The sequence below is a fragment of the Streptomyces sp. DH-12 genome (assembly GCF_002899455.1).
GTDB lineage: Bacteria > Actinomycetota > Actinomycetes > Streptomycetales > Streptomycetaceae > Streptomyces.
The window spans coordinates 3,708,857-3,735,175 of sequence record NZ_PPFB01000001.1; the positions used below are offsets into that span (position 1 = coordinate 3,708,857).

At 72.2% G+C, this 26,319-nt stretch carries 26 protein-coding genes; 6 read left to right on the top strand and 20 right to left on the bottom strand.

The features are described 5' to 3' along the window. Positions 1 to 112: 112 nt before the first annotated feature. The 10 genes from kynU to C1708_RS15545 all read right to left on the bottom strand — a co-directional run bounded on the left by kynU (position 113) and on the right by C1708_RS15545 (position 9,446). Positions 113 to 1,324 carry a kynureninase gene (kynU, locus tag C1708_RS15495; protein WP_106413234.1) on the bottom strand — a complete coding sequence of 404 codons (1,212 nt, stop codon included), beginning with the start codon at positions 1,322 to 1,324 and terminating at the stop codon, positions 113 to 115. Continuing rightward, positions 1,317 to 2,147: a tryptophan 2,3-dioxygenase family protein gene (locus C1708_RS15500; RefSeq protein ID WP_106413235.1), complete on the bottom strand. Its 831-nt coding sequence runs from the start codon at positions 2,145 to 2,147 to the stop codon at positions 1,317 to 1,319. The genes kynU and C1708_RS15500 overlap by 8 nt, the downstream gene beginning before the upstream one ends. A gap of 165 nt (positions 2,148 to 2,312) precedes the next feature. Further along, a complete protein-coding gene (locus C1708_RS15505) occupies positions 2,313 to 2,726 on the bottom strand; it encodes a DUF3151 domain-containing protein (protein ID WP_106413236.1) in 414 nt (137 codons plus the stop codon). Between the two features lie 86 nt (positions 2,727 to 2,812). Further along, the gene (fbaA, locus tag C1708_RS15510) at positions 2,813 to 3,844 is read right to left on the bottom strand and encodes a class II fructose-bisphosphate aldolase (protein ID WP_106413237.1); all 1,032 of its coding nucleotides are present in this window, start codon (positions 3,842 to 3,844) and stop codon (positions 2,813 to 2,815) included. A gap of 148 nt (positions 3,845 to 3,992) precedes the next feature. Then, positions 3,993 to 4,550, bottom strand: a complete 558-nt coding sequence (gene pyrE / locus C1708_RS15515; protein ID WP_106413238.1) for an orotate phosphoribosyltransferase — start codon at positions 4,548 to 4,550, stop codon at positions 3,993 to 3,995. A 9-nt stretch (positions 4,551 to 4,559) separates the two neighbouring features. After that, entirely contained in the window at positions 4,560 to 5,348 is a 789-nt protein-coding gene (locus tag C1708_RS15520; RefSeq protein WP_106413239.1) for an aldose epimerase family protein, read from the bottom strand. Positions 5,349 to 5,488: 140 nt separating this feature from the next. Next, positions 5,489 to 6,439, bottom strand: a complete 951-nt coding sequence (locus C1708_RS15525; protein WP_106416320.1) for an SRPBCC domain-containing protein — start codon at positions 6,437 to 6,439, stop codon at positions 5,489 to 5,491. A gap of 86 nt (positions 6,440 to 6,525) precedes the next feature. Further along, entirely contained in the window at positions 6,526 to 8,223 is a 1,698-nt protein-coding gene (locus tag C1708_RS15530) for a polyamine aminopropyltransferase (RefSeq protein ID WP_106413240.1), read from the bottom strand. Positions 8,224 to 8,282: 59 nt separating this feature from the next. Next, positions 8,283 to 8,816 (bottom strand): DUF2617 family protein, encoded by a 534-nt coding sequence (locus C1708_RS15535; RefSeq protein ID WP_198602509.1) that lies wholly within the window; start codon positions 8,814 to 8,816, stop codon positions 8,283 to 8,285. Positions 8,817 to 9,206: 390 nt separating this feature from the next. After that, complete coding sequence (locus tag C1708_RS15545) at positions 9,207 to 9,446, bottom strand: hypothetical protein (protein ID WP_106413243.1); 240 nt, start codon at positions 9,444 to 9,446, stop codon at positions 9,207 to 9,209. A 184-nt stretch (positions 9,447 to 9,630) separates the two neighbouring features. Here C1708_RS15545 and C1708_RS15550 point away from each other — a divergent pair, with 184 nt between their 5' ends. The 3 genes from C1708_RS15550 (at position 9,631) to C1708_RS15565 (ending at position 12,091) form a co-directional block, all read left to right on the top strand. Continuing rightward, positions 9,631 to 10,827, top strand: coding sequence for a pyridoxal phosphate-dependent aminotransferase (locus tag C1708_RS15550; protein ID WP_106413244.1), 1,197 nt, complete (start codon positions 9,631 to 9,633; stop codon positions 10,825 to 10,827). Between the two features lie 377 nt (positions 10,828 to 11,204). After that, positions 11,205 to 11,402 (top strand): hypothetical protein, encoded by a 198-nt coding sequence (locus C1708_RS15560; protein ID WP_106413245.1) that lies wholly within the window; start codon positions 11,205 to 11,207, stop codon positions 11,400 to 11,402. Between the two features lie 35 nt (positions 11,403 to 11,437). Next, the gene (locus C1708_RS15565) at positions 11,438 to 12,091 is read left to right on the top strand and encodes an SCO4225 family membrane protein (protein ID WP_106413246.1); all 654 of its coding nucleotides are present in this window, start codon (positions 11,438 to 11,440) and stop codon (positions 12,089 to 12,091) included. On the opposite strand, the gene C1708_RS15570 is transcribed toward C1708_RS15565, so the two are convergent. The 3 genes from C1708_RS15570 to clpB all read right to left on the bottom strand — a co-directional run bounded on the left by C1708_RS15570 (position 12,088) and on the right by clpB (position 16,204). Then, the gene (locus C1708_RS15570) at positions 12,088 to 12,711 is read right to left on the bottom strand and encodes a DUF1707 SHOCT-like domain-containing protein (protein ID WP_106413247.1); all 624 of its coding nucleotides are present in this window, start codon (positions 12,709 to 12,711) and stop codon (positions 12,088 to 12,090) included. The genes C1708_RS15565 and C1708_RS15570 overlap by 4 nt on opposite strands. A gap of 164 nt (positions 12,712 to 12,875) precedes the next feature. Further along, positions 12,876 to 13,406, bottom strand: coding sequence for a YbjN domain-containing protein (locus C1708_RS15575; protein WP_106413248.1), 531 nt, complete (start codon positions 13,404 to 13,406; stop codon positions 12,876 to 12,878). 200 nt (positions 13,407 to 13,606) lie between these two features. Next, positions 13,607 to 16,204, bottom strand: coding sequence for an ATP-dependent chaperone ClpB (gene clpB / locus C1708_RS15580; RefSeq protein ID WP_106413249.1), 2,598 nt, complete (start codon positions 16,202 to 16,204; stop codon positions 13,607 to 13,609). 134 nt (positions 16,205 to 16,338) lie between these two features. Here clpB and C1708_RS15585 point away from each other — a divergent pair, with 134 nt between their 5' ends. Then, entirely contained in the window at positions 16,339 to 16,767 is a 429-nt protein-coding gene (locus C1708_RS15585; protein ID WP_106413250.1) for a pyridoxamine 5'-phosphate oxidase family protein, read from the top strand. A 156-nt stretch (positions 16,768 to 16,923) separates the two neighbouring features. Here the strand turns inward: C1708_RS15585 and C1708_RS15590 are convergent, their stop codons facing one another. After that, the gene (locus C1708_RS15590; RefSeq protein WP_106413251.1) at positions 16,924 to 17,259 is read right to left on the bottom strand and encodes a Rieske (2Fe-2S) protein; all 336 of its coding nucleotides are present in this window, start codon (positions 17,257 to 17,259) and stop codon (positions 16,924 to 16,926) included. 313 nt (positions 17,260 to 17,572) lie between these two features. On the opposite strand from C1708_RS15590, the gene C1708_RS15600 reads away from it, so the two are divergent. Together C1708_RS15600 and C1708_RS15605 are read left to right on the top strand one after the other, a co-directional pair. Further along, positions 17,573 to 18,592 carry a helix-turn-helix domain-containing protein gene (locus tag C1708_RS15600; protein ID WP_198602510.1) on the top strand — a complete coding sequence of 340 codons (1,020 nt, stop codon included), beginning with the start codon at positions 17,573 to 17,575 and terminating at the stop codon, positions 18,590 to 18,592. Beyond that, complete coding sequence (locus tag C1708_RS15605) at positions 18,589 to 19,587, top strand: LuxR C-terminal-related transcriptional regulator (protein WP_106413254.1); 999 nt, start codon at positions 18,589 to 18,591, stop codon at positions 19,585 to 19,587. Before C1708_RS15600 ends, C1708_RS15605 begins: the two co-directional genes overlap by 4 nt. Here C1708_RS15605 and C1708_RS15610 read toward each other — a convergent pair. The 6 genes from C1708_RS15610 to dnaK form a co-directional block, all read right to left on the bottom strand. Then, a complete protein-coding gene (locus tag C1708_RS15610) occupies positions 19,550 to 20,581 on the bottom strand; it encodes a helix-turn-helix transcriptional regulator (RefSeq protein ID WP_106413255.1) in 1,032 nt (343 codons plus the stop codon). The two genes, C1708_RS15605 and C1708_RS15610, sit on opposite strands and share 38 nt — an antisense overlap. A gap of 129 nt (positions 20,582 to 20,710) precedes the next feature. Then, positions 20,711 to 21,814 (bottom strand): substrate-binding domain-containing protein, encoded by a 1,104-nt coding sequence (locus C1708_RS15615; protein WP_241911260.1) that lies wholly within the window; start codon positions 21,812 to 21,814, stop codon positions 20,711 to 20,713. A gap of 274 nt (positions 21,815 to 22,088) precedes the next feature. Next, positions 22,089 to 22,541, bottom strand: a complete 453-nt coding sequence (locus C1708_RS15620) for a heat shock protein transcriptional repressor HspR (RefSeq protein ID WP_006134641.1) — start codon at positions 22,539 to 22,541, stop codon at positions 22,089 to 22,091. Positions 22,542 to 22,545: 4 nt separating this feature from the next. Further along, a complete protein-coding gene (gene dnaJ / locus C1708_RS15625; RefSeq protein WP_106413257.1) occupies positions 22,546 to 23,718 on the bottom strand; it encodes a molecular chaperone DnaJ in 1,173 nt (390 codons plus the stop codon). A gap of 36 nt (positions 23,719 to 23,754) precedes the next feature. Further along, the gene (gene grpE / locus C1708_RS15630; RefSeq protein WP_106413258.1) at positions 23,755 to 24,423 is read right to left on the bottom strand and encodes a nucleotide exchange factor GrpE; all 669 of its coding nucleotides are present in this window, start codon (positions 24,421 to 24,423) and stop codon (positions 23,755 to 23,757) included. Continuing rightward, positions 24,420 to 26,264: a molecular chaperone DnaK gene (gene dnaK, locus C1708_RS15635; RefSeq protein WP_106413259.1), complete on the bottom strand. Its 1,845-nt coding sequence runs from the start codon at positions 26,262 to 26,264 to the stop codon at positions 24,420 to 24,422. The genes grpE and dnaK overlap by 4 nt, the downstream gene beginning before the upstream one ends. Between the last annotated feature and the right edge of the window lie 55 nt (positions 26,265 to 26,319).

Here is a 26,319-nt window from a genome sequence, read left to right on the forward strand (position 1 = left end):
ACACGGCCGTTCGGCCGGGACGGTACCAGGACGCCGGGCGCCCCTTTCACCGGGAGGTCCCGCCTGACCGGCCCGAACGGGGCCGGGAGGACGCCGCCCCGGCCCCGGCCGTCTACCGCAGTTCCTCGGCGAGCACCCGCGCGGCCCGCTCCACGTCGGCGAAACCGACGTACAGCGGGGTGAATCCGAAGCGGAGCACGTCCGGGTGGCGGAAGTCGCCGACCACGCCCCGTCCGATCAGCCGCCGCATCACGTCGCCCGCGTCCGGGCAGCGCAGGGCCACCTGGCTGCCCCGCTCCTCGTGCGGCAGCGGGGTGAGGCACTCCACGCGGCCCTCGGGCACGTACTCCGCGACGCACTCCAGGAAGAAGTCGGTCAGGGCGAGGGACTTGGCGCGCACCGCCTCGACCGTCACCCCGTCCCACACCTCGAGCGCCGCCTCCAGGGCGAGCATGGAGAGGATGTCCGGGGTGCCGACCCGTCCGCGCACCGCGCCCGTCGCCGGCTCGTACGCGGAGCGCATCCCGAAGGGCTCCGCGTGCGAGTTCCAGCCGGGCAGCGGGGAGTCGAAGCGGTCCTGGAGGTCCGCCCGCACGTACAGGTACGCGGGCGAACCGGGGCCGCCGTTCAGGTACTTGTAGGTGCAGCCGACGGCCAGGTCCACGCCGTGCGCGTCCAGGCCGACCGGCAGCGCGCCCGCGCTGTGGCACAGGTCCCAGACGGCGTACGCGCCCGCCGCGTGCACGGCCGCCGTGAGCGACGGCAGGTCGTGCAGCCGTCCGGTGCGGTAGTCCACGTGGTTGAGCAACACGGCGGCCGTGCGCTCGCCGAGCGCGTCCGGCGCCCCGGACGGTTCCACCGGGCGCAGCGTGCAGCCGGTCATGCGGGCCGCGGACCCGGCGATGTAGCCGTCCGTGGGGAACGTGGTCGCGTCGACCAGGATCTCGTCCCGCCCGGGGTCCGTCTCCCGTGCCAGCCGCACCGCGCCGACCAGCGCCTTGAACACGTTGACGCTGGTGGAGTCGCCCACCACGATCTGCCCGGCCGCCGCGCCGACCAGCGGGGCGATCCGGTCGCCGATCCGCTCCGGCGCCGTCCACCAGCCGCTCTCCGTCCAGGAGCGGATGCGCATCTCGCCCCACTCGCGGCGCACCACGTCCGCGACCCGGCCGGGCACGGCGACGGGCAGCGCGCCCAGCGAGTTGCCGTCCAGGTAGACCGCCCCGTCGGGGTCTCCGGGACCGTCGAGGACGAACGCGTCGCGCTTGGCGGCGAGTTCGTCCCCCGCGTCCAGCTTCTCCGCCTTCCGGGTCAGCTCAGACATAGGACCGCGCCGTCCACAGCTCGGGGAACACGCTCTTCTGCGCCCTCTTCTCCAGCCACGCCACTCCGGCGGACCCGCCCGTCCCGGTCTTCGCCCCCATGGCCCGGCGGGTGGCGACCAGGTGGTCGTTGCGCCAGCGCCACACCAGTTCGGCGACATCGGTCAGCGCCTCGCCGAGCCGCGCCACCTCGTCCCGCTCGTCGCCCGCGTAGACGGCCGTCCAGATCTCCTCGACCTCACGCGACGGCTCGTACTTGCGCGACACGTCGCGCTCCAGCACCTCCTTCGGCACGGGGTGGCCGCGCCGCGCGAGGAACCGCAGCACCTCGTCGTAGAGGCTGGGCTCGTACAGGGCCTTCTCCAGCTCGGCGTGCACCCGCGGCGCGCCCCGGTGCGGGACGAGCATCGACGCGGACTTGTCGCCGAGCAGGAACTCCATGCGCCGGTACATCGCCGACTGGAAGCCGGAGCCCTCGCCGAGGGCGCCGCGGTAGGAGTTGAACTGCGCCGGGGTGAGCCCGGCCAGCGGCCGCCAGGAGGCGTTCAGCGCCTCCAGCTCGCGCCGCGAGCGGCGCAGCGCGTCGAGCGCGGTCGGCACGTCGTCCCGGCGCAGCGCCCGCGCCGCGGTCTCCCACTCGTGCACGATGACGGTGAACCACAGCTCCATGACCTGGGTGGTCACCAGGAAGACCATCTCTCCGGGATCATCCGAGAGGGTGTGCTGGAGGTGGGTGAGGACGTCGGCCTTGACGTAGTCCTCGTAAGGGGTCGTGCCTTGGAAGTCGAGATGCGGGGTCTCGGGCTCGTGAGCCTCGTGGGACATCGCTGTCTCCTGCTGTGTACTCCGGGTAGCGGTCCGCCCCTGCCGTTACCGGCACGGGGGCCCCGGTCCCCACGGTGCATCCTGCGCAATCGTCCCCCACCACCGCAAGGCCCGCCCGCCGAGCGGGCGGACCGTGCGGTGATCACGTTCCGCTTCCCGGCCGGTTCAGCCCAGGACCTGGGCCGCCGTCGGCGAGGAGTCCTTCAGGAACTGGGTGCAGCGCTCGTACTCCTCCTGCTCGCCGATCGCCTGCGCGGCGCGGGCGAGGGCGTGCAGGGCGCGCAGGAAACCGCGGTTCGGCTCGTGCTCCCACGGCACCGGGCCGTGGCCCTTCCAGCCGTTGCGGCGCAGCGCGTCCAGGCCGCGGTGGTAGCCCGTGCGGGCGTACGCGTAGGACTCGACGACGCTGTCCCGCTCGAACGCTTCGTCGGCCAGCCGCGCCCAGGCCAGCGAGGAGGTGGGGTACCGGCCCGCGACCTCGGCGGCGGTGGCGCCGGACGCCAGCAGCTCGCGCGGCTCGGGGTCGTCGGGGAGGTGGGTCGGGGGCGGGCCCCCGAGGAGGTTCTCGTGAATGGACATGGGCCCAGTCTCGTACATCGGGCGCCGGCCGTACGGAAGAGCCCGGCACCTGGGCGGGTGCCGGGCTCGACGCGCGTGCGGACGGGTCACTTGATGCGGGTGCCCGCCGAGCGCAGGTGCCCGCAGGCCTCGACGACGCGGGCGGCCATCGACGCCTCGGCCAGCTTGCCCCAGGTGCGCGGGTCGTAGGTCTTCTTGTTGCCGACCTCGCCGTCGACCTTCAGGACGCCGTCGTAGTTGCGGAACACGTGGTCCACCACCGGACGCGTGAAGGCGTACTGGGTGTCGGTGTCGATGTTCATCTTCACGACGCCGTTCTCCAGCGCGGTGCGGATCTCCTCCTCCGTGGAGCCCGAACCGCCGTGGAACACGAAGTCGAACGGCTGCGCGCCGGCCGGCTTGCCGTACTTGGCGGCGACGCCCTCGTTGAGCTCCTTCAGCAGCTCGGGGCGGAGGACGACGTTGCCCGGCTTGTACACGCCGTGCACGTTGCCGAAGGACGCGGCGAGCAGGTAGCGGCCCTTGTCGCCCAGGCCCAGCGCCTCGGCCGTGCGGACCGCGTCGTCGACCGTGGTGTAGAGGGAGTCGTTGATCTCGTGGGAGACGCCGTCCTCCTCGCCGCCGGTCGGGGTGATCTCCACCTCGAGGATGATCCTGGCGGCGCGGGCGCGCTCCAGCAGCTCCTGCGCGATGGCCAGGTTGTCGGCCAGGGTCTCCGCGGAGCCGTCCCACATGTGGGACTGGAACAGCGGGTTGCGGCCGGCCTTGACGCGCTCCTCGGACACCGCGAGCAGCGGGCGCACGTAGCCGTCGAGCTTGTCCTTCGGGCAGTGGTCCGTGTGCAGGGCGATGTTGACGTCGTACTTCTCGGCGACGATGTGCGCGAACTCGGCGAGGGCGACGGCGCCGGTCACCATGTCCTTGTTGTGCTGGCCGCCCAGGAACTCGGCACCGCCCGTGGAGATCTGCACGATGCCGTCGCTCTCCGCCTCGGCGAAGCCGCGCAGAGCCGCGTGCAGGGTCTGGGACGAGGTGACGTTGATGGCCGGGTAGGCGAACTTGCCTGCCTTCGCCCGGTCGAGCATCTCGTTGTAGACCTCGGGAGTTGCGATGGGCATCTGTCCGCTCCTTAAGAGTGCGGGGTGGGGTGCTGCGTACTGTCGGCCCTGACCTGGAACCTTGGATGCGACGTCATTGTCGGTCACATCCTTCCAGACTCGGCCGGGACGTCCATCCCGCCGTCCGCCCTGTGGTCGGCGGGGCCGGTCAGGCCGGTCGGTCCAGGCCCAGCTCGTCCTTGGAGTAGGCGAACAGGTACGGCACCCCGGCACCCTCGCGGATCTTCTCGGCGGCGCCGGTGGCCCGGTCGACGATGGTCGCCACGGCCACGACCTCCGCGCCGGCCTCGCGCACGGCCTCCACGGCGGTGAGCGGGGAGCCGCCGGTGGTGGAGGTGTCCTCCACGACCAGCACCCGGCGGCCCTTGACGTCCGGGCCCTCCACGCGGCGCTGCAGGCCGTGCGCCTTGGCGGCCTTGCGCACGACGAACGCGTCCAGCCTCCGGCCGCGCGCGGCGGCGGCGTGCAGCATGGCGGCGGCGACCGGGTCGGCGCCCATGGTCAGGCCGCCCACCGCGTCGAACTCCAGCTCCGCGGTCAGGTCCAGCAGCACCTGCCCGACCAGCGGGGCGGCCTCGCCGTCGAGGGTGACGCGGCGCAGGTCGACGTAGTAGTCGGCCTCGATGCCCGAGGAGAGGGTCACCTTGCCGTGCACCACGGCCTTGTCCTTGATCTGCTGCAGCAGCGCGCCGCGTGTGTCCGTCATGCCGCCAGCTTAAAGGCGGGTCCACGTCCAGGTCGTCGAGGCCTCCAGCGGCTCCAGCGGCGTGACCAGGCGCTGGTGGGTGTTCAGCCCGTCCGGCGGTCCGGTCTGCGGCTCCACGCAGACGGCCTCGTCCTGCTCGTCGTAGACGACCACCCACTCCTCGCGGCTGGTCACCTTCAGCCGGAGCTGCCCCGGCCAGGTGAGGGTGACGTCCACGCCGCCGGGCATCCCGAAGCAGTCGTCCCACGGGCCGGGCCGCGGGTCGATGCGCCGCCCGGTCGGCAGGTGGTCCTCTCCTCGCTCCTCCTGCCAGGCGGGCTCGAAGCCGATCGTCACGTCCTCACCGCCGAGGGTGCGCAGGAACCACGGGTGCCAGCCGATCTGCGCCGGGAACGACGAGCCGTACGTCTCGACGCTCATCGTCAGCGTCAGCGACCCCTCGGTGAGCGCCACCTGCTGCGTGACCCGCCCCGGGTACGGCCACGGGTCCGTCAGGTCGTACGTCAGCACGGCCTCGTCGGTGCTCGTGCGGGCGGTACGCCAGGGGGCGTTGCGCGCGGTGCCGTGGATGGCGTGCGGGGGCGCGTTGAGCGGCATCTGCCGCACGGTGGCGCCGTCCCGGAACCGGCCGTCACGCAGCCGCCCGCACCACGGGACCATCGGGAAGCAGCCGTACCTCTCCCCCTGCCGCAGCAGCTCCACACCCCCGATCCGCAGCCCTCCGACCCGCCCGCCGTTCCCCGGCAGCACGTCCACCTCCGCGTCACCCGCGGTCAGCGTGATGTGTTCGTCACTCACGCCTCGACCCTACTGGGACGATCACTCACGCGGGACGGGGAGGCCGACGCCTCCGGCACGGAGGGGCTGCGCTTCCAGCGCGGGAAGCTCCCGCGGGCGGGGCGTCCGGCGGGCGCGGGAGAGCCCGTCGTTCCACGGCGTCAGCGGCGGCGGCGCAGTGCTCTGATCGCGACGACCGCCGAGGCGACCGCGAGGGCGGCCGCGGGGGCGGCCCAGCGGAGGGGGGCGGGGGAGGTGACGGTCTGGGGCGCGGGGACCGGGGCGTACCGGCCGCGCGGGGGCGCGTGGTCGACCTCCTCCGCGCTGCGGCCGATCATCGTCCGCCGCGCGTGCGCGGCCTCGGCGAGGGAGTCGTCGCCCGCGTCGCCGGGAAGGGGCCGCCCGCCGGTCCCGGCCGGGAGTCCCGCGTCCAGGGGCGTCGGACCGGCGTCCGGGGTCTCCGGCTCCGGGGCGGGTTCGTCGTCCCGCCGCGGCGGTGGCCCGGACGCGGTGTCCGAAGCGGGGGCGGGTTCCGCCTCGCCGGGGGCGGCCGCGCTCCCCCGTCCCGGTGGCGGGGGCGCGTCCTCCGCGTCCGGGGTGGTCTCGAAGTCCGTGGTGGCGCCGGGCTCGAAGTCGCCCGCCGCGAGGTGTTCGGGGGACGCGAAGGGCGCCGGCGGCTCCGCGTCCTCCTCCGCCTCCGTGCCCAGGTTCTCCGCGAAGCGGCGCAGCAGGCGGGTGACCGCCGAGGTCACCGCGTCCTGCGGGAGCTCGGTGACGCGGCCGTCCGCCGTGGCGGTCCCCGTGACGACGAGCGCCGTGCCGGCGTCCGCGGCGCGGGGCGTCAGCCGCAGGGACAGCCGCACCGTCCCGTCCCCCCGGACCTCGGCCGCCTCGCCCTCGACGGCGTAGGAGCCGTCGTCCCGCGCGGACACCCGTACGGACCCGCGGTAGGTGATGGAGGAGCCGCCGATCCGTACCTTCAGCCGCCCGGCGACGGGCTCCGCGCCGGCGTCGTGCTGGAGCCCGGGCACCGCCCGGGCGACCCGCGCGGGGTCGTCCAGCACCTCCCTGAGCCGCTGCGCCTCGACCGGAACGAACACCTCGTGCTCCATGAGTGCGGAGCCTACCCACGGGACGCCGTACCGCACCCCCGTCCGCGCGAAGTCGCGGCGCGTCGGCGCGGTGCGCGGTACGGCCCTCAGTCGCTGTACCGGGGGTGGACCAGCGTGGACGGCGGGAGTCCGGCGACGCGGGTGCGTTCCGCCGCTCGGACGTCCGCGGCGAGGGAGGCGTCGGTGAGCGTCCGGGGCCGCGGCCCGGCCGGGTCGAGGCGGGGCCGCGGGGTGTGCCGGCCGGCGGCCAGCACGAACCCCCAGTCGCGGTGGGCGCGGGCCGTGTCCGCGGGCTCCCGGTCGGGCCCGGCGGCGAACCCGGCCTGCCGCCCGCGCACCCGGTAGGCGGTGGTGCGCAGACCGGCGGCGCGCAGGGTCGCGTCCACCGTCCAGAAGTCACGCGGCCGGGACGCGACCGCCCCGCCGTGCACCACGAGCCGCCCGCCCGGGGCGAGCGCCCGCCGGACCAGGCCGTAGAACTCCTGCGCGTACAGCTTGGTGCTGGCGGTGATCCCGGGGTGCGGCAGGTCCGACACCACGACGTCGTACGCGGCGGTGGGCGCCGTCCGCAGCCAATCGAAGGCGTCCGCGGTGATCACGTGGACCCGCGGGTCGTCGAGGGAGTGCGCGTTGAGCCGGGACAGCGCGGAGTCGTGGCGGGCCAGCCGCACCACGCCCGCGTCGAGCTCGACGACGTCCACCCGCCGTACGCGGGGATGGCGCAGCACCTCGCGGACGGCGAGCCCGTCACCGCCCCCGAGCACCAGCACGCGCGCGTGGCGTCCGGGCATCGCGGGGTGCACCAGGGCCTCGTGGTACCGGAGTTCGTCCCGTCCGCTGACCCGCAGCCGCCCGTCGAGGAAGAGGTTCAGCGGGCGGCCGTCCCGCCCGCCGGTGAGCAGCACCTCCTGCACGTCCGTGTGCACGGCCACCCGTACGTCCGCGCCGTACAGGGCGTGCCGGGCGGCCCGTTCGAAGTCGTCGACGAGGACGGCCGCCGTGGCGAGCAGGGCGAGCACGCACACGTTGGCGGTGAGCAGCAGGCGGCGGGCGCGCCGGGTGAGGTCGTGCCGGAACAGCCCGAGGACCAGCGCGCCGCCGACGACCGCGTTGACCGCGCCGGTGATGAGCGCGCCCGTCAACTGGCCCAGCAGGGGCAGGAGGAGGAAGGGGAAGGCGAGCCCGCCGACCAGCGCGCCGACGTAGTCCGCGGCGGACAGGTCGGCGAGCGCGCCGCCCGCGTCCTGCCGGCGGATCCGCTGGATCAGCTCCATCAGCAGCGGCACCTCGGCGCCGATGAGCAGCCCGGTGGCGAGGGAGAACGCGACCAGCAGGCAGCGCGGGCCGCTCGCCCAGAGTCCGCCCCAGTCGCCGGTCCAGGCGAAGACCGCGTACAGCGCCATCGCGCTGCCCCCGCCGACCAGGGCGAGCGCCGCCTCGACCGCGCCGAACCCGGCCGCCGCGTGCCGGCGCAGCCGCTTGGCGGCGAGCGATCCGATGCCCATCGCGAAGACCATCACGGACAGCACGACGGACGTCTGGGCGACCGAGTCGCCCATCAGGTACGCGGCGAGCGCGACCAGTTCCAGCTCGTACACGAGTCCGCACGCGGCGCAGACGAACACCCCGGCGAGGACCAGCCACCGTCCGGTGCCCTGCCGCACGGGCAACGGCACCGCGCTCCCCGCGCCGTCCGCGCTGTCCGGGCCGTCCCTCACGGGGCCGTCCGGCCCGTCCCAGGGCTGCGCGGAGCCGGGCGGAGCGGGGGCCTGCGGATCGATCACCTCAGGGACGTTACGTCACGCACTCGTCGCACAACGTCACCCACACGCGTGGTGTTTGTTTACGCCCACACGGCCCCGGCGTGCGCGGCGACGCGCGCTCCGACCCGGGTACGGGTGGCCACGAGCTGGCCGTCCTGCGGGTAGGCGTGCCAGGTGCGCCAGTGGAACTGGCCCTCGTGACAGCGGGCGAGCATCGCCGTGAAGGCGTGCGGACTGCCGGGGAAGACCCCGGCGAGGCCCTGCGGATGGTCGGAGACCAGGGCGAGCAGTTCCTGCGCCCGGCCGGCGAAGGCGCCCGGAGGGAGGACTTCCACCCGGGCGGCGAACTCGTACTCCCAGTCGTCCACCCGCTTGGCCACCCCCAGCGGGAGCGGCGTGCTGCTGCCCGGAATGCACGCCACCGTCTCCGAGCAGCGGCCCCGGTCCTCCTCCAGCAGCACTTGGTGGGAGGCGCCGAGCAGCCTCAACTGGAGCTTCGCTCCCTGGAGTTCGAGGTCGAGGGTGGCCAGCGCCGGCAGCGGCTCGCGGCCCAGAGCCCAGGCGAGATCGGCCGCGCGCGTATCCGAATAGGCGGTGTTCAGGGTCGTGAGCATGGATCGGCTCCGCAAGCACACAGGAGAGAGAGATACGGGTCCGCGCACCCCGGGGACCGGGGACTCGGCCCGTCAGCCCGGTCGCCCGGCTGGAAGAGGGTCCGCGGGGAGATCCGATGGCTGCGCTGGTGATTTATAGGGAATCATGAACTGTGCCGCCACCACAGGGTTTTTACCCAACTTCGTGGGCTTTCCATCCCCTGGGGGGCTCCTCAGCTCACGTGTTCCACTACGGCGTACGCCTCTGGTGACGGTGTACCACCGCACACAACACGCCGGCCGGAACCGGACTGTGCACCTCCGCCGGACGCACCACAGCGGGGCCCGCCCCAGGTGCGGACCCCGCTGCCGCGGATGCGTTCTCCCGAAGTGGAGCCGCGCTGCCCCGTGTCAGCCGCCTCCACCGCCGCATCCGCCGCCCCCGCAGGACGACCCGCCTCCGCAGGACGAGCCTCCGCCGGAGGACGATCCGCAGCTCACGCCGCCCCCGCTGTCGCCGGCCCACCAGCCGCCGGAGTGACTTCCGGAGCGGCTCCGGCCGCCCGAGGACGCTCCGGCGCCCCGGGACGCCCGCACGGCGAACGTCACGAGCAGGACGAGACCCACGACCAGGATGATGCCGACAGTCATGGCGCCACCCTCCTTCCGTTCCCCCCGTGATCCCCCGAAGCATCCCCCCGTGGGTGCCCGGCTCACGGTGTGACCGGGAGATGCCCTCCCCCGATCCGCGCCAAAGCAGAGTTGAGCAACTCCAGAGGTTTCACGCCGACGCGTCGGCGGGGGCGGGTTGAGGACGCCTCCGATCCGGCGGAGGATGGCCGGCATGACCTCCAGTGCGCGCCCTCCGCTCAATCGCCGGCTCGCGGAGTTCGGGACGACGATCTTCGCCGAGATGTCGGCCCTGGCACTCCGGACCGGAGCCATCAACCTGGGACAGGGGTTCCCCGACACCGACGGTCCGGAGGAGGTCAGGGAGGCCGCCGTGCGGGCGCTGCGCGACGGGCGCGGCAACCAGTACCCGCCGGGGCCGGGCGTCCCCGAGCTGCGCACCGCGGTCGCCGCCCACCAGCAGCGCCGTTACGGCCTGTCCGTCGACCCCGACACCGAGGTGCTGGTCACCGCCGGCGCCACCGAGGCGATCGCGGCCTCGCTGCTGGCGCTGGTCGAGCCCGGCGACGAGGTGATCGCGCTGGAGCCGTACTACGACTCCTACGCCGCCTCCATCGCCATGGCGGGCGGCACCCGCGTCCCCGTCACGCTCCGGCCGGGCGAGGGCCGCTTCCGGCTGGACCTGGACGAGCTGCGCGACGCGGTCACCGACCGCACCCGCCTGCTGCTGATCAACACCCCGCACAACCCGACCGGCACGGTCCTCACCCGCGAGGAGCTGGCGTCGATCGCCGCACTGGCCGTCGAGCGGGACTTGCTCGTCGTGACCGACGAGGTCTACGAGCACCTGGTCTTCGACGACGCCGAGCACATCCCCCTGGCGACCTTCCCCGGCATGCGGGACCGCACGGTCACCATCTCCAGTGCCGGGAAGACCTTTTCCTTCACCGGCTGGAAGGTCGGCTGGATCACCGCGTCACCGGAGCTGGTCACGGCGGTCCGCTCGGCCAAGCAGTACCTCACCTACGTCTCCGCCGGCCCGTTCCAGTACGCGATCGCGGAGGCGCTCGCACTGCCCGAGTCGTACTTCACCGACTTCCGCGCGGACATGCTCGCCAAGCGCGACATCCTCGCGGCGGGCCTGGAGGAGGCCGGGCTGACCGTCCACCGCCCCTCCGGCACCTACTTCATCACCGCCGACATCCGCCCCCTGGGCGAGTCCGACGGCATCGCCTTCTGCCGCACCCTCCCGGAACGCGCGGGCGTGGTCGCCATCCCCACGGCCGTCTTCTACGACCACCAGGAGATGGGGGCGCCGTTCGTCCGCTTCGCCTTCTGCAAGCGTGCAGAGAGGCTGCGCGAAGCGATCGACAGGTTGTCCGACCTGCGCAATCGCATGTAGTCGGCCAGTCCGTACGAGACAGCCCCGGGCCTCTGCCGGCCGAGGCCGGCACAGGGACCCGGCCGCGTGAACTCCCCTCTCCTCACGGGGGGTGTCCTGTTCGCTCAGGTGATGCGCGACGGCCTTCAGGGGGGCCGCCCCATGCCCACACGTGTGGTCGTGCGGGCCGTCCGCGTTCCTGCGGTTCACCGGGCGGACACAGCAGGAGCGGCGGGCCGGCCCTGTCCGCCGCGTGCCGGATGTGTCCGGCGACGACTGCCCACTCCTCCCGGGTTCGACGGACCGCGTTCGTCGCCGCCCCCGAGGAACGACACCCTCACCGAAAAGCGCGAGCACTTCGACCCGCGCTGTTCACGCCTTTCAGCACAGTGGCCGCCATGACCTCGCGTTTTGGCTACGACCACCACCCCCACAGCACCGGGCACGTGATCAGAACGGTGCGCACCCCCATGCGCACCGGCGGTCTGGACGTGTCCCTGACCGCCATCGCGCCGGAGGTGCGGGTGAGTGCCGTCGCGCCGGCGGTGAGTACCGGTACTCATGCCGGGGCACGGCCCTGCCGGTCACCGTGGTGATCACCAACCCGTACCGGCTTCAGGAAGGGCCTTCGATGCCGACCTCCGCCCGCTTCCGTCCGCGGCGGCTCCTCGCACTCGCCACGGACAGCCGGCCCGCCCGCGCCTATCTGGGCCTCGTCGCCCTCGGCGTCGTGGTGCTGTTCCTCGCCCCGGACAGCCCGTACTCCATGGCGCCGGCGCTGCTCACCGCGCCGCTCTCCTTCCTGCCCGTGGTCCTGCCCTTCGGGGCCGGTACGGCGGGAGGCGGGGCGGCCGAGGTGGCGGCGGCCGTGCTGCACGGCGGGTGGCTGCTGCTGTGCGCGCTGGTGAACGCCGCCGCGTTCGGCGCGCTCGCCCGCAGACCGGACCGGGCGCCCTCGGCGCGCCCGCGGCGGACGCTGCTCGCGGCCGCCGTCGACAACTGGCCCGCGCGGGTCTACGTCACCGTGGTCGCGGTGGCCCTGGGCACCTTCCTGTACGCCGTGCTGCTGTCACCGGACCCCGGGTTCGCGGGCATCTGGCCCATCATCGCGGCGGCACCGCTCAGCTTCCTCGCCGTGGCGGTGTCGGCACCCGCCGAGTACCACTCGCTCCCCTGGCTGGGCACGCTGGTCTTCTCCGCCGGCGTGGTCCTGGCCGGGCTGGTCAACGCCGTGCTGATCGGGCGCCTCGCCCGCAGGATCGGGGGCCCTCCGAGCCGCGGCTAGCCCCGTGCCCGGTCGTTCGCCAGTTTCCGCCGCTCCCAGCGGTTCGCGTGGCGGATGACCACGCCCGCCATGCCGCCGGAGCCGGTGAGGCGGATCAGGGGGGTGCCCGGGAGGCGGTCGGGGGTGGTGGTGTCCTTCAGGCCTCCGATGCCGGGGTCCAGGGCGCCGGTGTCGGCGGCCCAGCCGTCGGGGAGGACGATCGTGACGCCGGCCGCCTCGCCGTACGCCTCCACGGTGACCTCGGAGTGCCGGCACTCGGCGCGGCTGAAGTCGAGCTTCACCCCGCCCAGGCCGCCGCGCGCGATCACGTGCGCGGGGACGTCCCAGCGTCCGGGGCCGCGGGACGCTCCCTGGATGCCGCCCTTGACCTCCAGGCGCGGCAGGTCGACGGGCGCCGGGGGCTTCGGCAGGTCGGCGGTGAGCGCGTCCAGCTCGGCGTAGGTCTTCGCCGTGAGCGCCCGCTCCAGCCGCTCGTCCAGCTCGTCGAGGTCGATGCGCCCCTCGGCGGCCGCGTCGCGCAGCTGCTCCACCACCGCCTCCCGGTCGTCGTGGGAGGCGCGGAGACCGCCCCGGGGGACATCGCGCGGGGTGGGGTCCGGGGTGGCGGACTGGGCTGTCATGGCCACAAGAATAGGCGGGCCCGGCGGAGCGGGAAGAGGGGCGTGAGGAAAGGGGCATGAGAGAGCCCGGCCCCGCGGCCGGCCGTGTGGGCCGGTCTCCGGGCCGGGCTGGGCTCCCTGCGGTCGTGCACCTGGCCGGTGCCGCCGCTCGCGCCCGAGGGCGCTCACGCGTCGTCGTCGGGCTTCTCCGCGTCGTTGATCTCCTGCTCCAGGCCGAGCTGCTCGACGAGCCACTTGTCGAACTCGATGGCGGCCCGCACCCAGCTGACCGTCGAGGAGACGAAGTGCTCCAGGCTGACGCCCATGCCGATCAGCATCTGCGCCTCACCGATGAGACGGACCGTGCCGTCGTCGTGGGTGTGGGTGTACACCTTGGGCCACAGCGTGCGCCGGTTCCAGTCGTCGACGGACTCGAGGAGCTGGGGCTTCTCGTCGATCTGGTGCGGCCGGTCGTAGAACGTCCGGACGGAGAAGATCTGCTGGTCGCCCTCGCCGCGGAACATGAAGTACGTGCGGAACTGCTCCCACGGCGCCGCGAGGTCACCCTCGTCGTCGACGACGTACTTGAGCTCCATCTGGTCGAGGAGCTGCTTCACGAGGTCCTGATCCGGGACGACGGGGCCCGCCGGTCCTTGGGGCTGCGGCTCGGGCTGCTGGCCCCCGAAATTCGGAATCGAGGACGGGTCGATGGTCACCGTGTATTTCCCTTCGTACGGATCCCGCCATCCTCCCCCATGCGGGGAGGGGGGTGGCAAGCCCCGACGGGCCTGTCAGCCGAGGGCTGACTCGATCCGGTCAGGTGCGGGGTACCCGGAATGGCTCCGGGCCCAACGTCCGCGGGGGACATCGGGCCCGGAAAACGGAGGCGTCGCCCAGAGCGTCGTGACGTCGTGACTCAGAGCGTCTTGCCCGTGGCGGGGCCGACGGTCAGCCCGTCCTCGGCGCGGTCCACCCGGACCGTGTCGCCGTCCTTGATCTCGCCGGACAGGATCTCCTTGGCGAGCCGGTCGCCGATCGCGGTCTGCACCAGGCGGCGCAGCGGCCGCGCGCCGTAGGCCGGGTCCAGGCCCTCCTCGGCCAGCCAGGCCAGCGCCTCGGGCGTGACGTCCAGGGCGAGCCGGCGTTCGGCGAGCCGCCGGCCGAGCGCCTCGATCTGGAGCCTGGCGATCCGCTCCAGCTCGGACCTGGTGAGCGCGGAGAACACCACCAGGTCGTCCAGGCGGTTGAGGAACTCCGGCTTGAACGACGCCCGGACCACCTCCAGGACCTGCTCCCGCTTCTCCGCCTCGCTGCTGAGCGGGTCGACCAGGTACTGGCTGCCCAGGTTGGACGTCAGCACCAGGATGGTGTTGCGGAAGTCCACCGTGCGGCCCTGGCCGTCGGTGAGCCGGCCGTCGTCGAGCACCTGGAGCAGGATGTCGAAGACCTCCGGGTGGGCCTTCTCCACCTCGTCGAGCAGCACCACGCTGTACGGCCGGCGCCGCACCGCCTCGGTGAGCTGGCCGCCCTCCTCGTAGCCGACGTAGCCGGGGGGCGCGCCGACCAGCCGGGCCACCGAGTGCTTCTCGCTGTACTCCGACATGTCGATGCGGACCATCGCCCGCTCGTCGTCGAAGAGGAAGTCCGCCAGCGCCTTGGCCAGCTCGGTCTTGCCGACGCCCGTCGGGCCGAGGAACAGGAAGGAGCCGGTGGGCCGGTCCGGGTCGGAGACCCCGGCCCGCGAGCGCCGCACCGCGTCGGAGACGGCGCGCACGGCCTCGGTCTGCCCGATCAGCCGCTTGCCGATCTCGTCCTCCATGCGCAGCAGCTTCTGCGTCTCGCCCTCCATGAGGCGGCCGGCCGGGATGCCGGTCCAGGAGGCGACGACGTCGGCGATGTCGTCGGCGCCGACCTCCTCCTTGACCATGGTGTCCCTGGCGACCTCCTCCTCCGCCTCGGAGGCGGCCTCCAGGTCGCGCTCGACGGCCGGGATCTCGCCGTAGAGCAGCTTGGAGGCGGTGTCGAAGTCGCCGTCGCGCTGGGCGCGTTCGGCCTGGCCGCGCAGCTCGTCGAGCTTCTCCTTCAGCTCACCGACGCGATTGAGGGACTGCTTCTCCTTCTCCCAGCGGGCGGTGAGGCCGCGCAGCTCCTCCTCCTTGTCGGCGAGGTCGCGGCGCAGCTTCTCCAGGCGCTCGCGGGAGGCGGCGTCGGTCTCCTTGCCGATGGCCAGCTCCTCCATCCGCAGCCGGTCCACGGCGCGCTGCAGCTCGTCGATCTCGACGGGCGAGGAGTCGATCTCCATGCGCAGCCGGGAGGCGGCCTCGTCGACCAGGTCGATGGCCTTGTCGGGGAGGAAGCGGGAGGTGATGTACCGGTCGGAGAGGGTGGCGGCGGCGACCAGGGCGCTGTCGGCGATCTGCACCTTGTGGTGCGCCTCGTAGCGGCCCTTGAGTCCGCGCAGGATCGCGATGGAGTCCTCGACGGACGGCTCGGCGACCAGCACCTGCTGGAAGCGCCGCTCCAGCGCCGGGTCCTTCTCGATCCGCTCGCGGTACTCGTCCAGCGTGGTGGCGCCGACCATGCGCAGCTCGCCGCGCGCGAGCATCGGCTTCAGCATGTTGCCGGCGTCCATGGCGGAGTCGCCGCCGGCGCCCGCGCCCACGACGGTGTGCAGCTCGTCGATGAAGGTGACGACCTGCCCGTCGGACTCCTTGATCTCGGCGAGGACGGTCTTCAGCCGCTCCTCGAACTCGCCGCGGTACTTGGCGCCCGCGACCATGGCGCCCAGGTCGAGCGCGACCAGCCGCTTGTTCTTCAGCGACTCGGGCACGTCGCCCTTGACGATCCGCTGGGCGAGCCCCTCGACGACGGCGGTCTTGCCGACGCCCGGCTCACCGATCAGCACGGGGTTGTTCTTGGTACGGCGGCTCAGCACCTGCACCACCCGCCGGATCTCCTGGTCCCGTCCGATGACGGGGTCCAGCCTGCCCTCGCGGGCGGCGGCGGTCAGGTCGGTGCCGAACTTCTCGAGGGCCTTGTACTGGCCCTCCGGGTCGGGGGTGGTCACCCGGCGCGCTCCCCTCGCCTTCTGGAAGGCCTCCTGCAGCTTGTCCGCGGTGGCGCCCTGCCGGGACAGTACCTCCCCGGCGGCCCCGCCCTTCGCGGCGATGCCGATCAGCAGGTGCTCGGTGGACAGGTACTCGTCGCCGAGGTCCCGGGCGCGGGACTGGGCGTCCGCGACGACGGCGAGCAGCTCACGGTTGGGCTGGGGCGGCGCCACGGTGGATCCGGTGACGCTCGGCAGCCCGGCGAGGACGCGCTCGGCCCCGGCGCGTACGGCGGCCTGGTCGGCGTCGGCCGCGGCGAGCAGGTCCGTGATGTTCTCGTTCTCCTGCCCGGCGAGCAGGGCGAGCAGCAGGTGCGCGGGGGTGAGGTCGGGGTGTCCCTCGGTCACGGCCCGGTTGCCGGCGGCGGCCAGCGCGTCCCGGCTCCGGTTGGTCAGCTCGGCGTCCACGTGTCCGTTCTCCTCCTTGATGCCCTTCGATGGCCCTCGGCGTGTGCGTGACTGACTCTGCCAACGTCCACAAACTTGAGTCTATTCCACTCAAGGTGGTGTCCGCGAGAGCCCCGGGGCTAAGTTCCGGGTTCATGACCCTCACGTATTCGGTGGATCCGGGCGATCCGGGCGCTTCGTACCTCAGCTTCTGGCGCGAGCGGCACCTCTGCACGCTGACCACGCTCCGTCCGGACGGCACACCGCACCTGGTACCCGTCGGCGTCACGTACGACCCGGAGCAGTCGCTCGCCCGGGTGATCACCAACCGGACCAGCGCGAAGGTCCGCCACGTACGGGCGGCGGGGGACGAGGGCGCGCCCGTCGCGGTCTGCCAGGTCGACGGCGGACGGTGGGCGACGCTGGAGGGGCGGGCGCGGGTCCGCACGGAACCGGAGCGCGTCGAAGAGGCGGTGCGGCGGTACGCGGAGCGCTACGGGCGGACGCCCGGCCCCAACCCGGACCGGGTGGTCATCGAGATCGCGCTCACGCGCGCCATGGGGCGAGGCCGAGGAAAGCCGTGACACGCGCCGGGGAGCGATGCCTTCCGGCCATCGACCGATCCGGCCGATACCCGGAAATGTCCCCCGAAAACTGCAGCGGCGTCACCGTGTTCAGGTCACGGTGACGCCGCTGCGGGGGGAAGCACCTGCGCGATCTGTTACGACGGGGGAATCGCGTCAGGCACTGCGGGGGGTGGCCGAGATGGTCCGGGGGGCCAGGGAGCCGGACTCCACCTGCCGGTGGTCCCGCTGGTCCAGGTTCACGAAGATCATGCCGTACCGGACGGCGCACCGGACGGGTTTCGGCGCCCCCCTGGGCCGGCGCAGGCACCGGTACGCCCGCACGTCCCCGTCCTCGTCGCGGGTGACGACCACGGGCTCACCGAAGACGGTCACCATCAACGAGTCGCCGCTGTGCGGGATGGCGGTGACCAGGTCGATGAAGTGCCATCCGGACCGGTAGGCGGTCGCCATCTCACGCCGGAAGGAACGATCGTCGGGTGGCGTGGTCATCTGTCAGCCCCAACTGCTGTCGTCAGTGGTGCGGGGAGCCACGGGACCCCAGCTGCTGTCCGGAGGCAGGGCGTTCCCCGTCCCGATCGCTCCCCAACTGCTGTCAGCCCGGACGTCGCCTTCCGCGCCGGCCAGGCCACTCAGCACCCCGAAGGCCATGACGGCGGAGAAGACGGCGACAAGTACCGAGCGAAGCGTTCTCTTGCGCATAGTCGGCTTCGTCCTCACTCGAAAGTCACCCTTCCCCCGTCAAGTAAGACGATGGCTCATTCGGGCACGTCATGGCCACACAATCGGTGCATCATGTTCCTGCATGTTCAGGACCCTGGGGGGTGGAGATTTGACTACGAATCGGACCAATGACGCACATCCCCATGCGGTGACCGAACTGTGCGAGGCCGGGAGCAGGTTGTACGGCGACGCTCTGCGCGCGGGCCGCATCCCGCGCGCGGACGTGGAACCCGCTCCCTGCCTCATGGAACTGGCCCTGCTGCACCCCGATCCGGACGACCCGAACTGGCTGCGGCCGGTGTCGCCGGCGGTGGCTCTCGCCCAGCGGCTCAACCCCCTGGAACGGGAGATCACGGAACGCCGGCGGATGTCGATCGAACTCGCCGACGCGTTCGAGCCGTTCATGACCCTCAGCGCCCAGGCCACCACGAGCACCGAATCGATGACCGTTCTGGAGGGCTTCGACCGGATCAACGCCGCGCTCGACCTGGCCACCTCCCAGTGCCGCTCCGAGATGCTGGCCGTACAGCCGGGCGGCCGCCGCCTGGAGCACACCCTGGCCCAGGCGCTGGAGCGCGACCAGCAGATGACCGAGCGGGGGGTGCGCATCCGCACCCTGTACCAGCACACCGCCCGGCACAGCCCCGAGACGCTCGCCTACGTGGCGCGCTTCGACACCGCGAAGGTGGAGTACCGCACCATCGACGAACTGGTGGAGCGGCTGATCATCTGCGACGAGACCGTCGCCTTCATCCCCATCCGCGAGGACCGGCAGGTGGCCCTGGAGCTGCGCCACCCGGGCCTGGTGCGCTACCTCATCAAGGTCTTCGAGTTCATGTGGACCCGCGCGGTCTCCTTCGACGCGGGCGCGCCCTACGAACCGGCGCCGGACGGACTCACGGAGGTCCAGCACTCCATCGCCAAACTCCTCGTGGAGGGACACGTGGACGAGGCGATCGCCCGCCGGCTGGGCATGAACGTCCGCACCTGCCGGGCCCACATAGCCAAGCTGGCCGCCACCCTGGGCAGCGGCAGCCGCGCCCAGCTCGGCTACCTGATAGCCCAGTCCGGGATCCTCGACCAGGAGGGCGGCCCCCGGTGACCGGCACGCCGCACGCGGAGCACGGACCGGACGACCTGTGTCCGGCGGGGACCGGACTGTACGAGAAGGCCCTGCGCGAGGGCCGGCTGGACGCGGACGAGGCCGAGGCGGCTCCGTGCGCGGTGGACCTGGGCCTGCTGCGGCCCGCCGCGGACGACCTGAGCAGGCTGGAGCCGCTGCCCCCGGCGGTCGCCCTGCAGCGGCTGCTGCGCCACTCCGGGGAGCGCATCGCGGCGGAACGGCGCCGGGAGGAGTGGCTGGCCGAAACCTTTCACTCGCTCATGCGCACCGGCGACGCGCCGGCCGGTGAGGCGAGCGCTCCCACCCTCTGCCTGCTCAGCGGCCTCGACCGCATCAACGGCGCCATCGCGCGGGCCCTGGCGGAAGGCACGCGGGAAGTCCTCTGCATCCAGCCGCCCAACAGCTACCAGACGTCCGAGTACGCCAGGACGGCCCAGGCCGCGGCCATGGTCCGCGATCAGCAGTTCCTCGACCGCGGCGGCAGGATCCGCGTGATCTATCCGCACACGCAGCGGCACATCCCCCTGGTCGTCGCCCGGTACGAGCGGTTGAGGGGCGACGCCCAGGCCCGCACCATGGACGAGGTCACCGGCCGCATGATCATCGTGGACCAGGCGGTGGCCTTCATCCCCGGCGCAGAGGAAGGGCACTCCGACATCGCGCTGGAAATCCGGCATCCGGCGGTCATCGCCTATCTGGTGAGCGTGTTCGACCGGCTGTGGCGGCTCGCCACCCCCATGCATCCCCAGACCGTCCAGCCGCCCTCCCTGGGCGGCGTCACCGCCCGGCAGCGGGCCATCGCGCGGCTCCTGGTCGAGGGGCACACGGACGCCGTCATCGCCGACCGGCTGGGCATGAACATCCGGACCGCGCGCGTCCACATCGCGAAGCTCGCGGCGACCCTGGGCAGCGGCAGCCGCGCCCAGCTCGGCTACCTCATCGCACGGTCGGGGATCCTCGACCGGGAGGGGTGACCACCGGCGGCCGCGCGCCGTCCAGCCCCGCCTGGGCGATCCGCACGCCCAGCTGCGTGCGGCTCGCCGCCCCCAGCGTCTCGGAGAGGCGGGCGATGTGCGCCCGGCAGGTGCGCACGCTGATGCCGAGGCGCTCCGCGATCACCGCGTCCTGGTGACCCTCCGCGAGCAGGGCGGCGATGGACTGCTCGCGGTGCGAGATGCCCTCGATACCGGTGTCCGGGAGCGGGGCGGTCAGCGGGATGGCGAGCCGCCACAGCCGCTCGAAGACCGTGCCCAGGTACTCCACCAGCGCCGGATGGCGCAGCTCCAGCGCCATCGTGCGCTCGGCGTTGGCGGGGATGAAGGCGACCGTGCGGTCGAAGAGGATGAGCCGCTCGATGACCTCGTCCAGCGTGCGCGCCTCCACCGCGTCGCCCATCAGCTCCAGGTAGCTGAGCAACCCGTGCCCGTGGCGGGCGACATGGGTGTACAGGTCCCGCATGCGCACGCCCCGCCCGCGCAGCGCCATCGCCCGGTGCAGGCCCTCCGACAGCTCGGCCTCGCGCCGGATGCCGCCGGGCTGGACGGTGAGCACCTCGGTGGTGCACGCCTGCGTCGCCTCGTCCATCGCGGCCTGGATCCGGGCCAGTCCGTCCAGCACCCGGATCGCCGGGCCCTCGGACGACGCCCCCGCGGCCGGCACCTGGCGGCCGAGACCGGCGTACCACTCGAACGCGGCGACCGCCGAGCCGACGCGGCGCTGACTCGCCCTCACCTCGTCGTACATGCCGCGCAGCAGCCGGGTCATGACCTCCTGCGGGGAGGTCGGGACCAGCCAGTCCATGTCGTCCGGGTCGGGGTGCAGCAGGGCCAGCTCCAGCAGGCAGGGCACCCGCTCGGCCTCCCGGCGCGGCAGCCGTCCGCGCCGTACGGCCCGGGAGTACACGCGGTCCCCGGCCTCGCACAGTCGGTCAGCACCGTGCGGATGCTCCTCCGCCCCGTGCCCGGCCATCGCCCATACCACCCCCGGTTCAGCGTCTTTCCGCAGCGCAACTATGCGCGGCCGGAACCTGCTGTGCAACACGGGACAGGCCACCGCGCCGGCCCGGGAGACCGGCCGGTGGCCGGATTCGTGCGGCTGTTACTTCAGGCCGATCTCCGCGCACGCGGCCTTGTACTCCCCGGTGCAGATGTCCGACACCTCGTAGAACCCGTCGGCGATCACGGTGTCCCGGATGTTGTCCTTCGTCAGCGCGACCACCGGCACCAGCTGTGCCGGGATGTCCTGCCGGGTGGGGCTGTCGACGCGGTCGCGGGTGAGCGCGTCGAACTGGATGTCCCGGCCCTGGACCCGCGCCACGGCCATCTCCGCGGCGCTCTCGGCCTCCTCCGGGTAGGACTTGTACACGCTCATGTACTGCTCGCCGGCCACGATCCGCTGCACCGCGGCGATCTCCGCGTCCTGGCCGGTGATGGGCGGCAGCTCGGTCGCGCCGGCGGCGCGCAGCGCCTTGACGATGCCGCCCGCCATGCCGTCGTTGGCGGAGTAGATGCCCTCGATGTTCTCCAGGCCGATCTCGCTGATCGCCTCGGACATGTTCTTCTCGGCGTTCTTGGGGTCCCAGTCCTTGGTGTCGAAGGACTTGGCGATGGTGACCTTGCCCTTGAGCTCGGACAGCGCGCCCGCCTTGAACTGCTTGGCGTTGGGGTCGGTGGACGAGCCGTTCATCATCACGATCTTGTCGGTGATGCTCAGGTCGCCGCCGAGCGCCTCCAGCAGGGTGCGCCCCTGCACCTCACCGACCAGCGAGTTGTCGAAGGAGATGTACGCGTCGATCGGACCCTCGGCGAGCCGGTCGTAGGCGATGACCGGAATGCCCGCGTCCTTGGCCTTGGTGACGCTCTCCGCGATGGCGTGCGAGTCCACCGCGTCCAGCACGATGACGTCGACCTTCTTGTCGATCATGCTCTGCATCTGGTCGGCCTGCCTGTCGGCGTCCGCCTCGGCGTTGGCGTACTCGACCTTGCCCTTGTTGTCGGTGAGCGACTCCACCTTCTTCTTGAAGATGGGGTAGTCGAACTGCTCGTACCGCGTGTTGGCCTTCTCCGGGAGGAGCAGGCCCACCGTGATGTCGTCCCCCTTGGCGGGGCTCGCGTCGTCGCTGCTGCCCGCCGCGCCGAGGCCGCAGCCGGCGAGCGTGACGGACATGGAGACGGCGGCCACGGATATGGCGATACGACGCATGCGAGGGCTCACTTCAGGTGCGTTTTGGACGTGGGCACAGCTTTGCGGCCCATGTGACTGAAAAGCCAACGCTTTGGCGCCCATCCGCGTCAAGGGGCAACCACTTAACGAGATGGACACGACACGGCGCGCTGAACTCGTGAAAGTCCTGCGGACACACCGCGAGGATCACCTGGACACGCAGGCATACCATAGCCACAGGTGTGCTCAGACATGAGAGAAGGGGCCCGGGGGTCGCATGGACTCCCGGGCCCCTCTCCGCGTCCGCGCGCGGTCAGTCCGACTGCTGCTGGCGCTTGGGGCGCCAGACCACCAACGCGCTGGTCTGCTGCACTTCCTGGTAAGGCACCAGGTCACGGCGGTACGAGGCGTGCACGGCGGCCTCACGCTGACGCATCGCCGCCGCCGCGCCGTCGAGCGCGTCCTCCAGTTCGGCCACGCGGGCCTGGAGGGCGGCGACCTGGTTCTCCAGTTCGATGATGCGCTTGATTCCGGCCAGGTTGATGCCCTCGTCCTGCGACAACTGCTGCACCTGACGGAGCAGTTCGATGTCACGGGCCGAGTAGCGGCGGCCCCGGCCCGCCGTGCGGTCCGGCGACACAAGCCCCAGCCGGTCGTACTGACGCAGTGTCTGCGGGTGGAGACCGGAGAGCTGCGCCGCCACCGAAATGACGTAGACCGGGGTGTCCTGGGTCAGTTCGTACGGATTGCGTCGACGGCCGTCCATCGCATCAAGCTCCCTTCGCGGCCTGGAACAGCTCCGCCCGCGGATCCTGGTCCGCGGTTGCCTCGCGATACGCCTCCAGGGCGTCACGAGCCTTCCCCGACAGGTCCCTGGGAACACTCACCTCGACGGTGACCAGCAGATCACCGCGGGTGCCGTCCTTGCGGACCGCCCCCTTGCCGCGGGCGCGCATGGTGCGCCCGTTGGGCGTGCCCGGAGGCAGCTTCAGCGTCACCGGCGGACCGCCCAGCGTCGGCACCCGGATCTCGCCGCCGAGGGCCGCCTCGGGATACGTGACCGGCACGGTGACCGTCAGGTTGTCGCCCTTGCGGCCGAACACCGGGTGGGCGCCGACGTGCACGACGACGTACAGGTCGCCCGCGGGGCCGCCGCGCTCGCCGGGCGCCCCCTTGCCGCGCAGCCGGATCCGCTGGCCGTCGCTGACCCCCGCGGGGATGCGCACCTGCATCGTCCGCGAGGACTTGGCCCGGCCGCTGCCCTTGCAGACCTCGCAGGGCTCCTCCGCGATCAGGCCGCGGCCCTTGCAGTCCGGGCACGGGTCGGTCAGCGAGAAGCCGCCGCCGGAGCCCCGCGCCACCTGTCCGGTGCCGACGCAGGTCGGGCACACGCGCGGTGTGCCGTTCTTGTCGCCGGTGCCCGAACAGGCCTTGCAGGGCGACTGCGACGACATCCGCAGCGGAACGGTCGCGCCCTCGATCGCCTCGGTGAAGCTGAGCGTCACCTCGGACTCGATGTCCTGGCCCCGGCGCGGCTGGGTCCGCGAGGTCCCCGTGCCGCCCCGGTTGAACAGGCCCCCGAAGACGTCACCGAGGCCGCCGCCGAAGCCGCCCGCCTGGCCGCCGGCCTGACCTCCGAAGAGGTCGCCCAGGTCGAAGTTGAAGGTGCCGCCGCCCGCGCCCGGCCCCGGGCGGAACCCGCCGTTGCCGAAGAGGGCGCGCGCCTCGTCGTACTCCTTGCGCTTCTTGGGGTCCCCGAGGACGTCGTTCGCCTCGGAGATCTCCTTGAACCGCTCCTCCGCCTTGGCGTTCCCCTTGTTGGCGTCCGGGTGGTACTCGCGGGCGAGCTTCCGGTACGCCTTCTTGATCTCGGCCTCGGTGGCGTCCTTGGGGACGCCGAGGACCTTGTAGTAGTCCTTCTCGATGAAGTCCTTGGTGCTCATCCCCGACGTCCCTCCTTCCCTGCGTCAGCTATAACGTCAGCCCTCCTCCGGGCCACCGTTCTCCTTGTTCTCCGCGTCGGCCCGGTCCTCGGCGCTCTCCTCGGCGGGCTTGACCGTCTGCGCGCCGGGCTGCGGCTCGGCGACGGCCACCCGCGCGGGGCGGATGGTGCGCTCGCCGATGCGGTACCCCGGCTGCAGGATCGCCACGCACGTCGTCTCGGTGACGTCCGGCGCGTAGGAGTGCATCAGGGCCTCGTGGATCGTCGGGTCGAAGGGCTCGCCCTCCTTGCCGAACTGCTGGAGGCCCAGCTTCGCCACCGTGGTCTCCAGCGACTCGGCGACCGACTTGAAGCCGCCGACCAGCTCGCCGTGGTCCCGCGCCCGGCCGATGTCGTCGAGCACCGGGAGCAGTTCGGACAGGAGATTCGCCACGGCGGTCTCCTTGACCGCTGCCCGGTCACGCTCCACCCGGCGGCGGTAGTTCTGGAACTCGGCCTGGAGGCGCTGGAGGTCCGCGGTGCGCTCGTTCAGCGCGGTGCGGGCCTGGTCCAGCTGAGCCACCAGAGCGGCGTTCTGCTCCGTGTCCCCGGCCGGGGCCGCCTCCTCCTCAGCGGGAGCGGCGGCCTGCGGCTCGGCGTCCTCGGACGGTGCGCCGGAAGGGACATCGGGCTGCTGCTCGTCGAAGCCCGGGGTCTCTTCCGTCACGCCGCACCGTCCTTGCGGTCCTCGTCGACGATCTCGGCGTCGACGACGTCGTCGTCGGCCTTGGCCTCACCGGCGCCGGCGGACGCGCCGCCCGCGGCCTGCGCGCCCTGGGCGTCGGCGTACATGGCCTGGCCCAGCTTCTGCGAGACGGCCGCGACCTTCTCGGTGGCCGTGCGGATCTCGGCGGTGTCCTCGCCCTTGAGCTTCTCCTTCAGCTCGGCGACGGCGGCCTCGACCTCGGTCTTGATCTCGCCGGGCACCTTGTCCGCGTTGTCCGTGAGGAACTTCTCGGTCTGGTAGACGAGCTGCTCGCCCTGGTTGCGCGTCTCGGCGGCCTCGCGGCGGGCGTGGTCCTCCTCCGCGTACTTCTCGGCCTCCTGGCGCATCCGCTCGACCTCGTCCTTCGGGAGCGACGAACCGCCGGTGACGGTCATCTTCTGCTCCTTGCCGGTGCCGAGGTCCTTCGCCGTGACGTGCATGATGCCGTTGGCGTCGATGTCGAAGGAGACCTCGATCTGCGGGACGCCGCGCGGCGCCGGCGGCAGACCGGTCAGCTCGAACATGCCCAGCTTCTTGTTGTACGCCGCGATCTCGCGCTCGCCCTGGTAGACCTGGATCTGCACGGACGGCTGGTTGTCCTCGGCCGTGGTGAAGATCTCCGAGCGCTTGGTCGGGATCGTGGTGTTGCGCTCGATCAGCTTGGTCATGATGCCGCCCTTGGTCTCGATGCCGAGGGACAGCGGGGTGACGTCGAGCAGGAGGACGTCCTTGACCTCGCCCTTGAGGACACCGGCCTGGAGCGCGGCGCCGATGGAGACGACCTCGTCCGGGTTGACGCCCTTGTTGGCCTCCTTGCCGCCGGTCAGCTCCTTGACGAGCTCGGCGACGGCGGGCATGCGGGTCGAACCGCCGACCAGGACGACGTGGTCGATCTCGCTGACGGCGATTCCGGCGTCCTTGATGACGTTGTTGAACGGGGTCTTGCAGCGCTCGAGCAGGTCCGCGGTCAGCTGCTGGAACTGGGCGCGGGTCAGCTTCTCGTCGAGGTGCAGGGGGCCCTCGGCGGAGGCGGTGATGTAGGGGAGGTTGATCGAGGTCTCGGTGGACGAGGACAGCTCGATCTTCGCCTTCTCGGCGGCCTCGCGCAGACGCTGCAGCGCCATCTTGTCCTTGGCCAGGTCCACGCCGTGACCGGCCTGGAACTGCTTGACCAGGTAGTCGACGACGCGCTGGTCCCAGTCGTCACCACCGAGGTTGTTGTCACCGTTGGTGGCCTTCACCTCGACGACACCGTCGCCGATCTCCAGGAGGGAGACGTCGAAGGTACCGCCGCCGAGGTCGAAGACGAGGATGGTCTGGTCGTCCTTGTCGAGGCCGTACGCCAGGGCGGCGGCCGTCGGCTCGTTGACGATGCGCAGCACGTTCAGACCGGCGATCTCGCCGGCCTCCTTGGTCGCCTGGCGCTCGGCGTCGTTGAAGTACGCCGGGACGGTGATGACCGCGTCGGTCACCTTCTCGCCCAGGTACGCCTCGGCGTCCCGCTTCAGCTTCTGCAGCACGAAGGCGCTGATCTGCTGCGGGTTGAAGTCCTTGCCGTCCAGGTTGATCTTCCAGCCGGTGCCCATGTGGCGCTTGACCGACCGGATGGTCCTGTCGACGTTGGTCACGGCCTGGCGCTTGGCCACCTCACCGACCAGCACCTCACCGTTCTTGGCGAAGGCGACGACGGAAGGCGTGGTCCTGGCGCCCTCGGCGTTGGTGATGACGGTGGGCTCGCCGCCCTCCAGAACGCTGACGACGGAGTTAGTCGTGCCCAGGTCGATGCCGACCGCACGTGCCATTTCGATTCCTCCAGCTGACTTGAGTGGAACAGACTCAAGCATGCATGACGTCCGC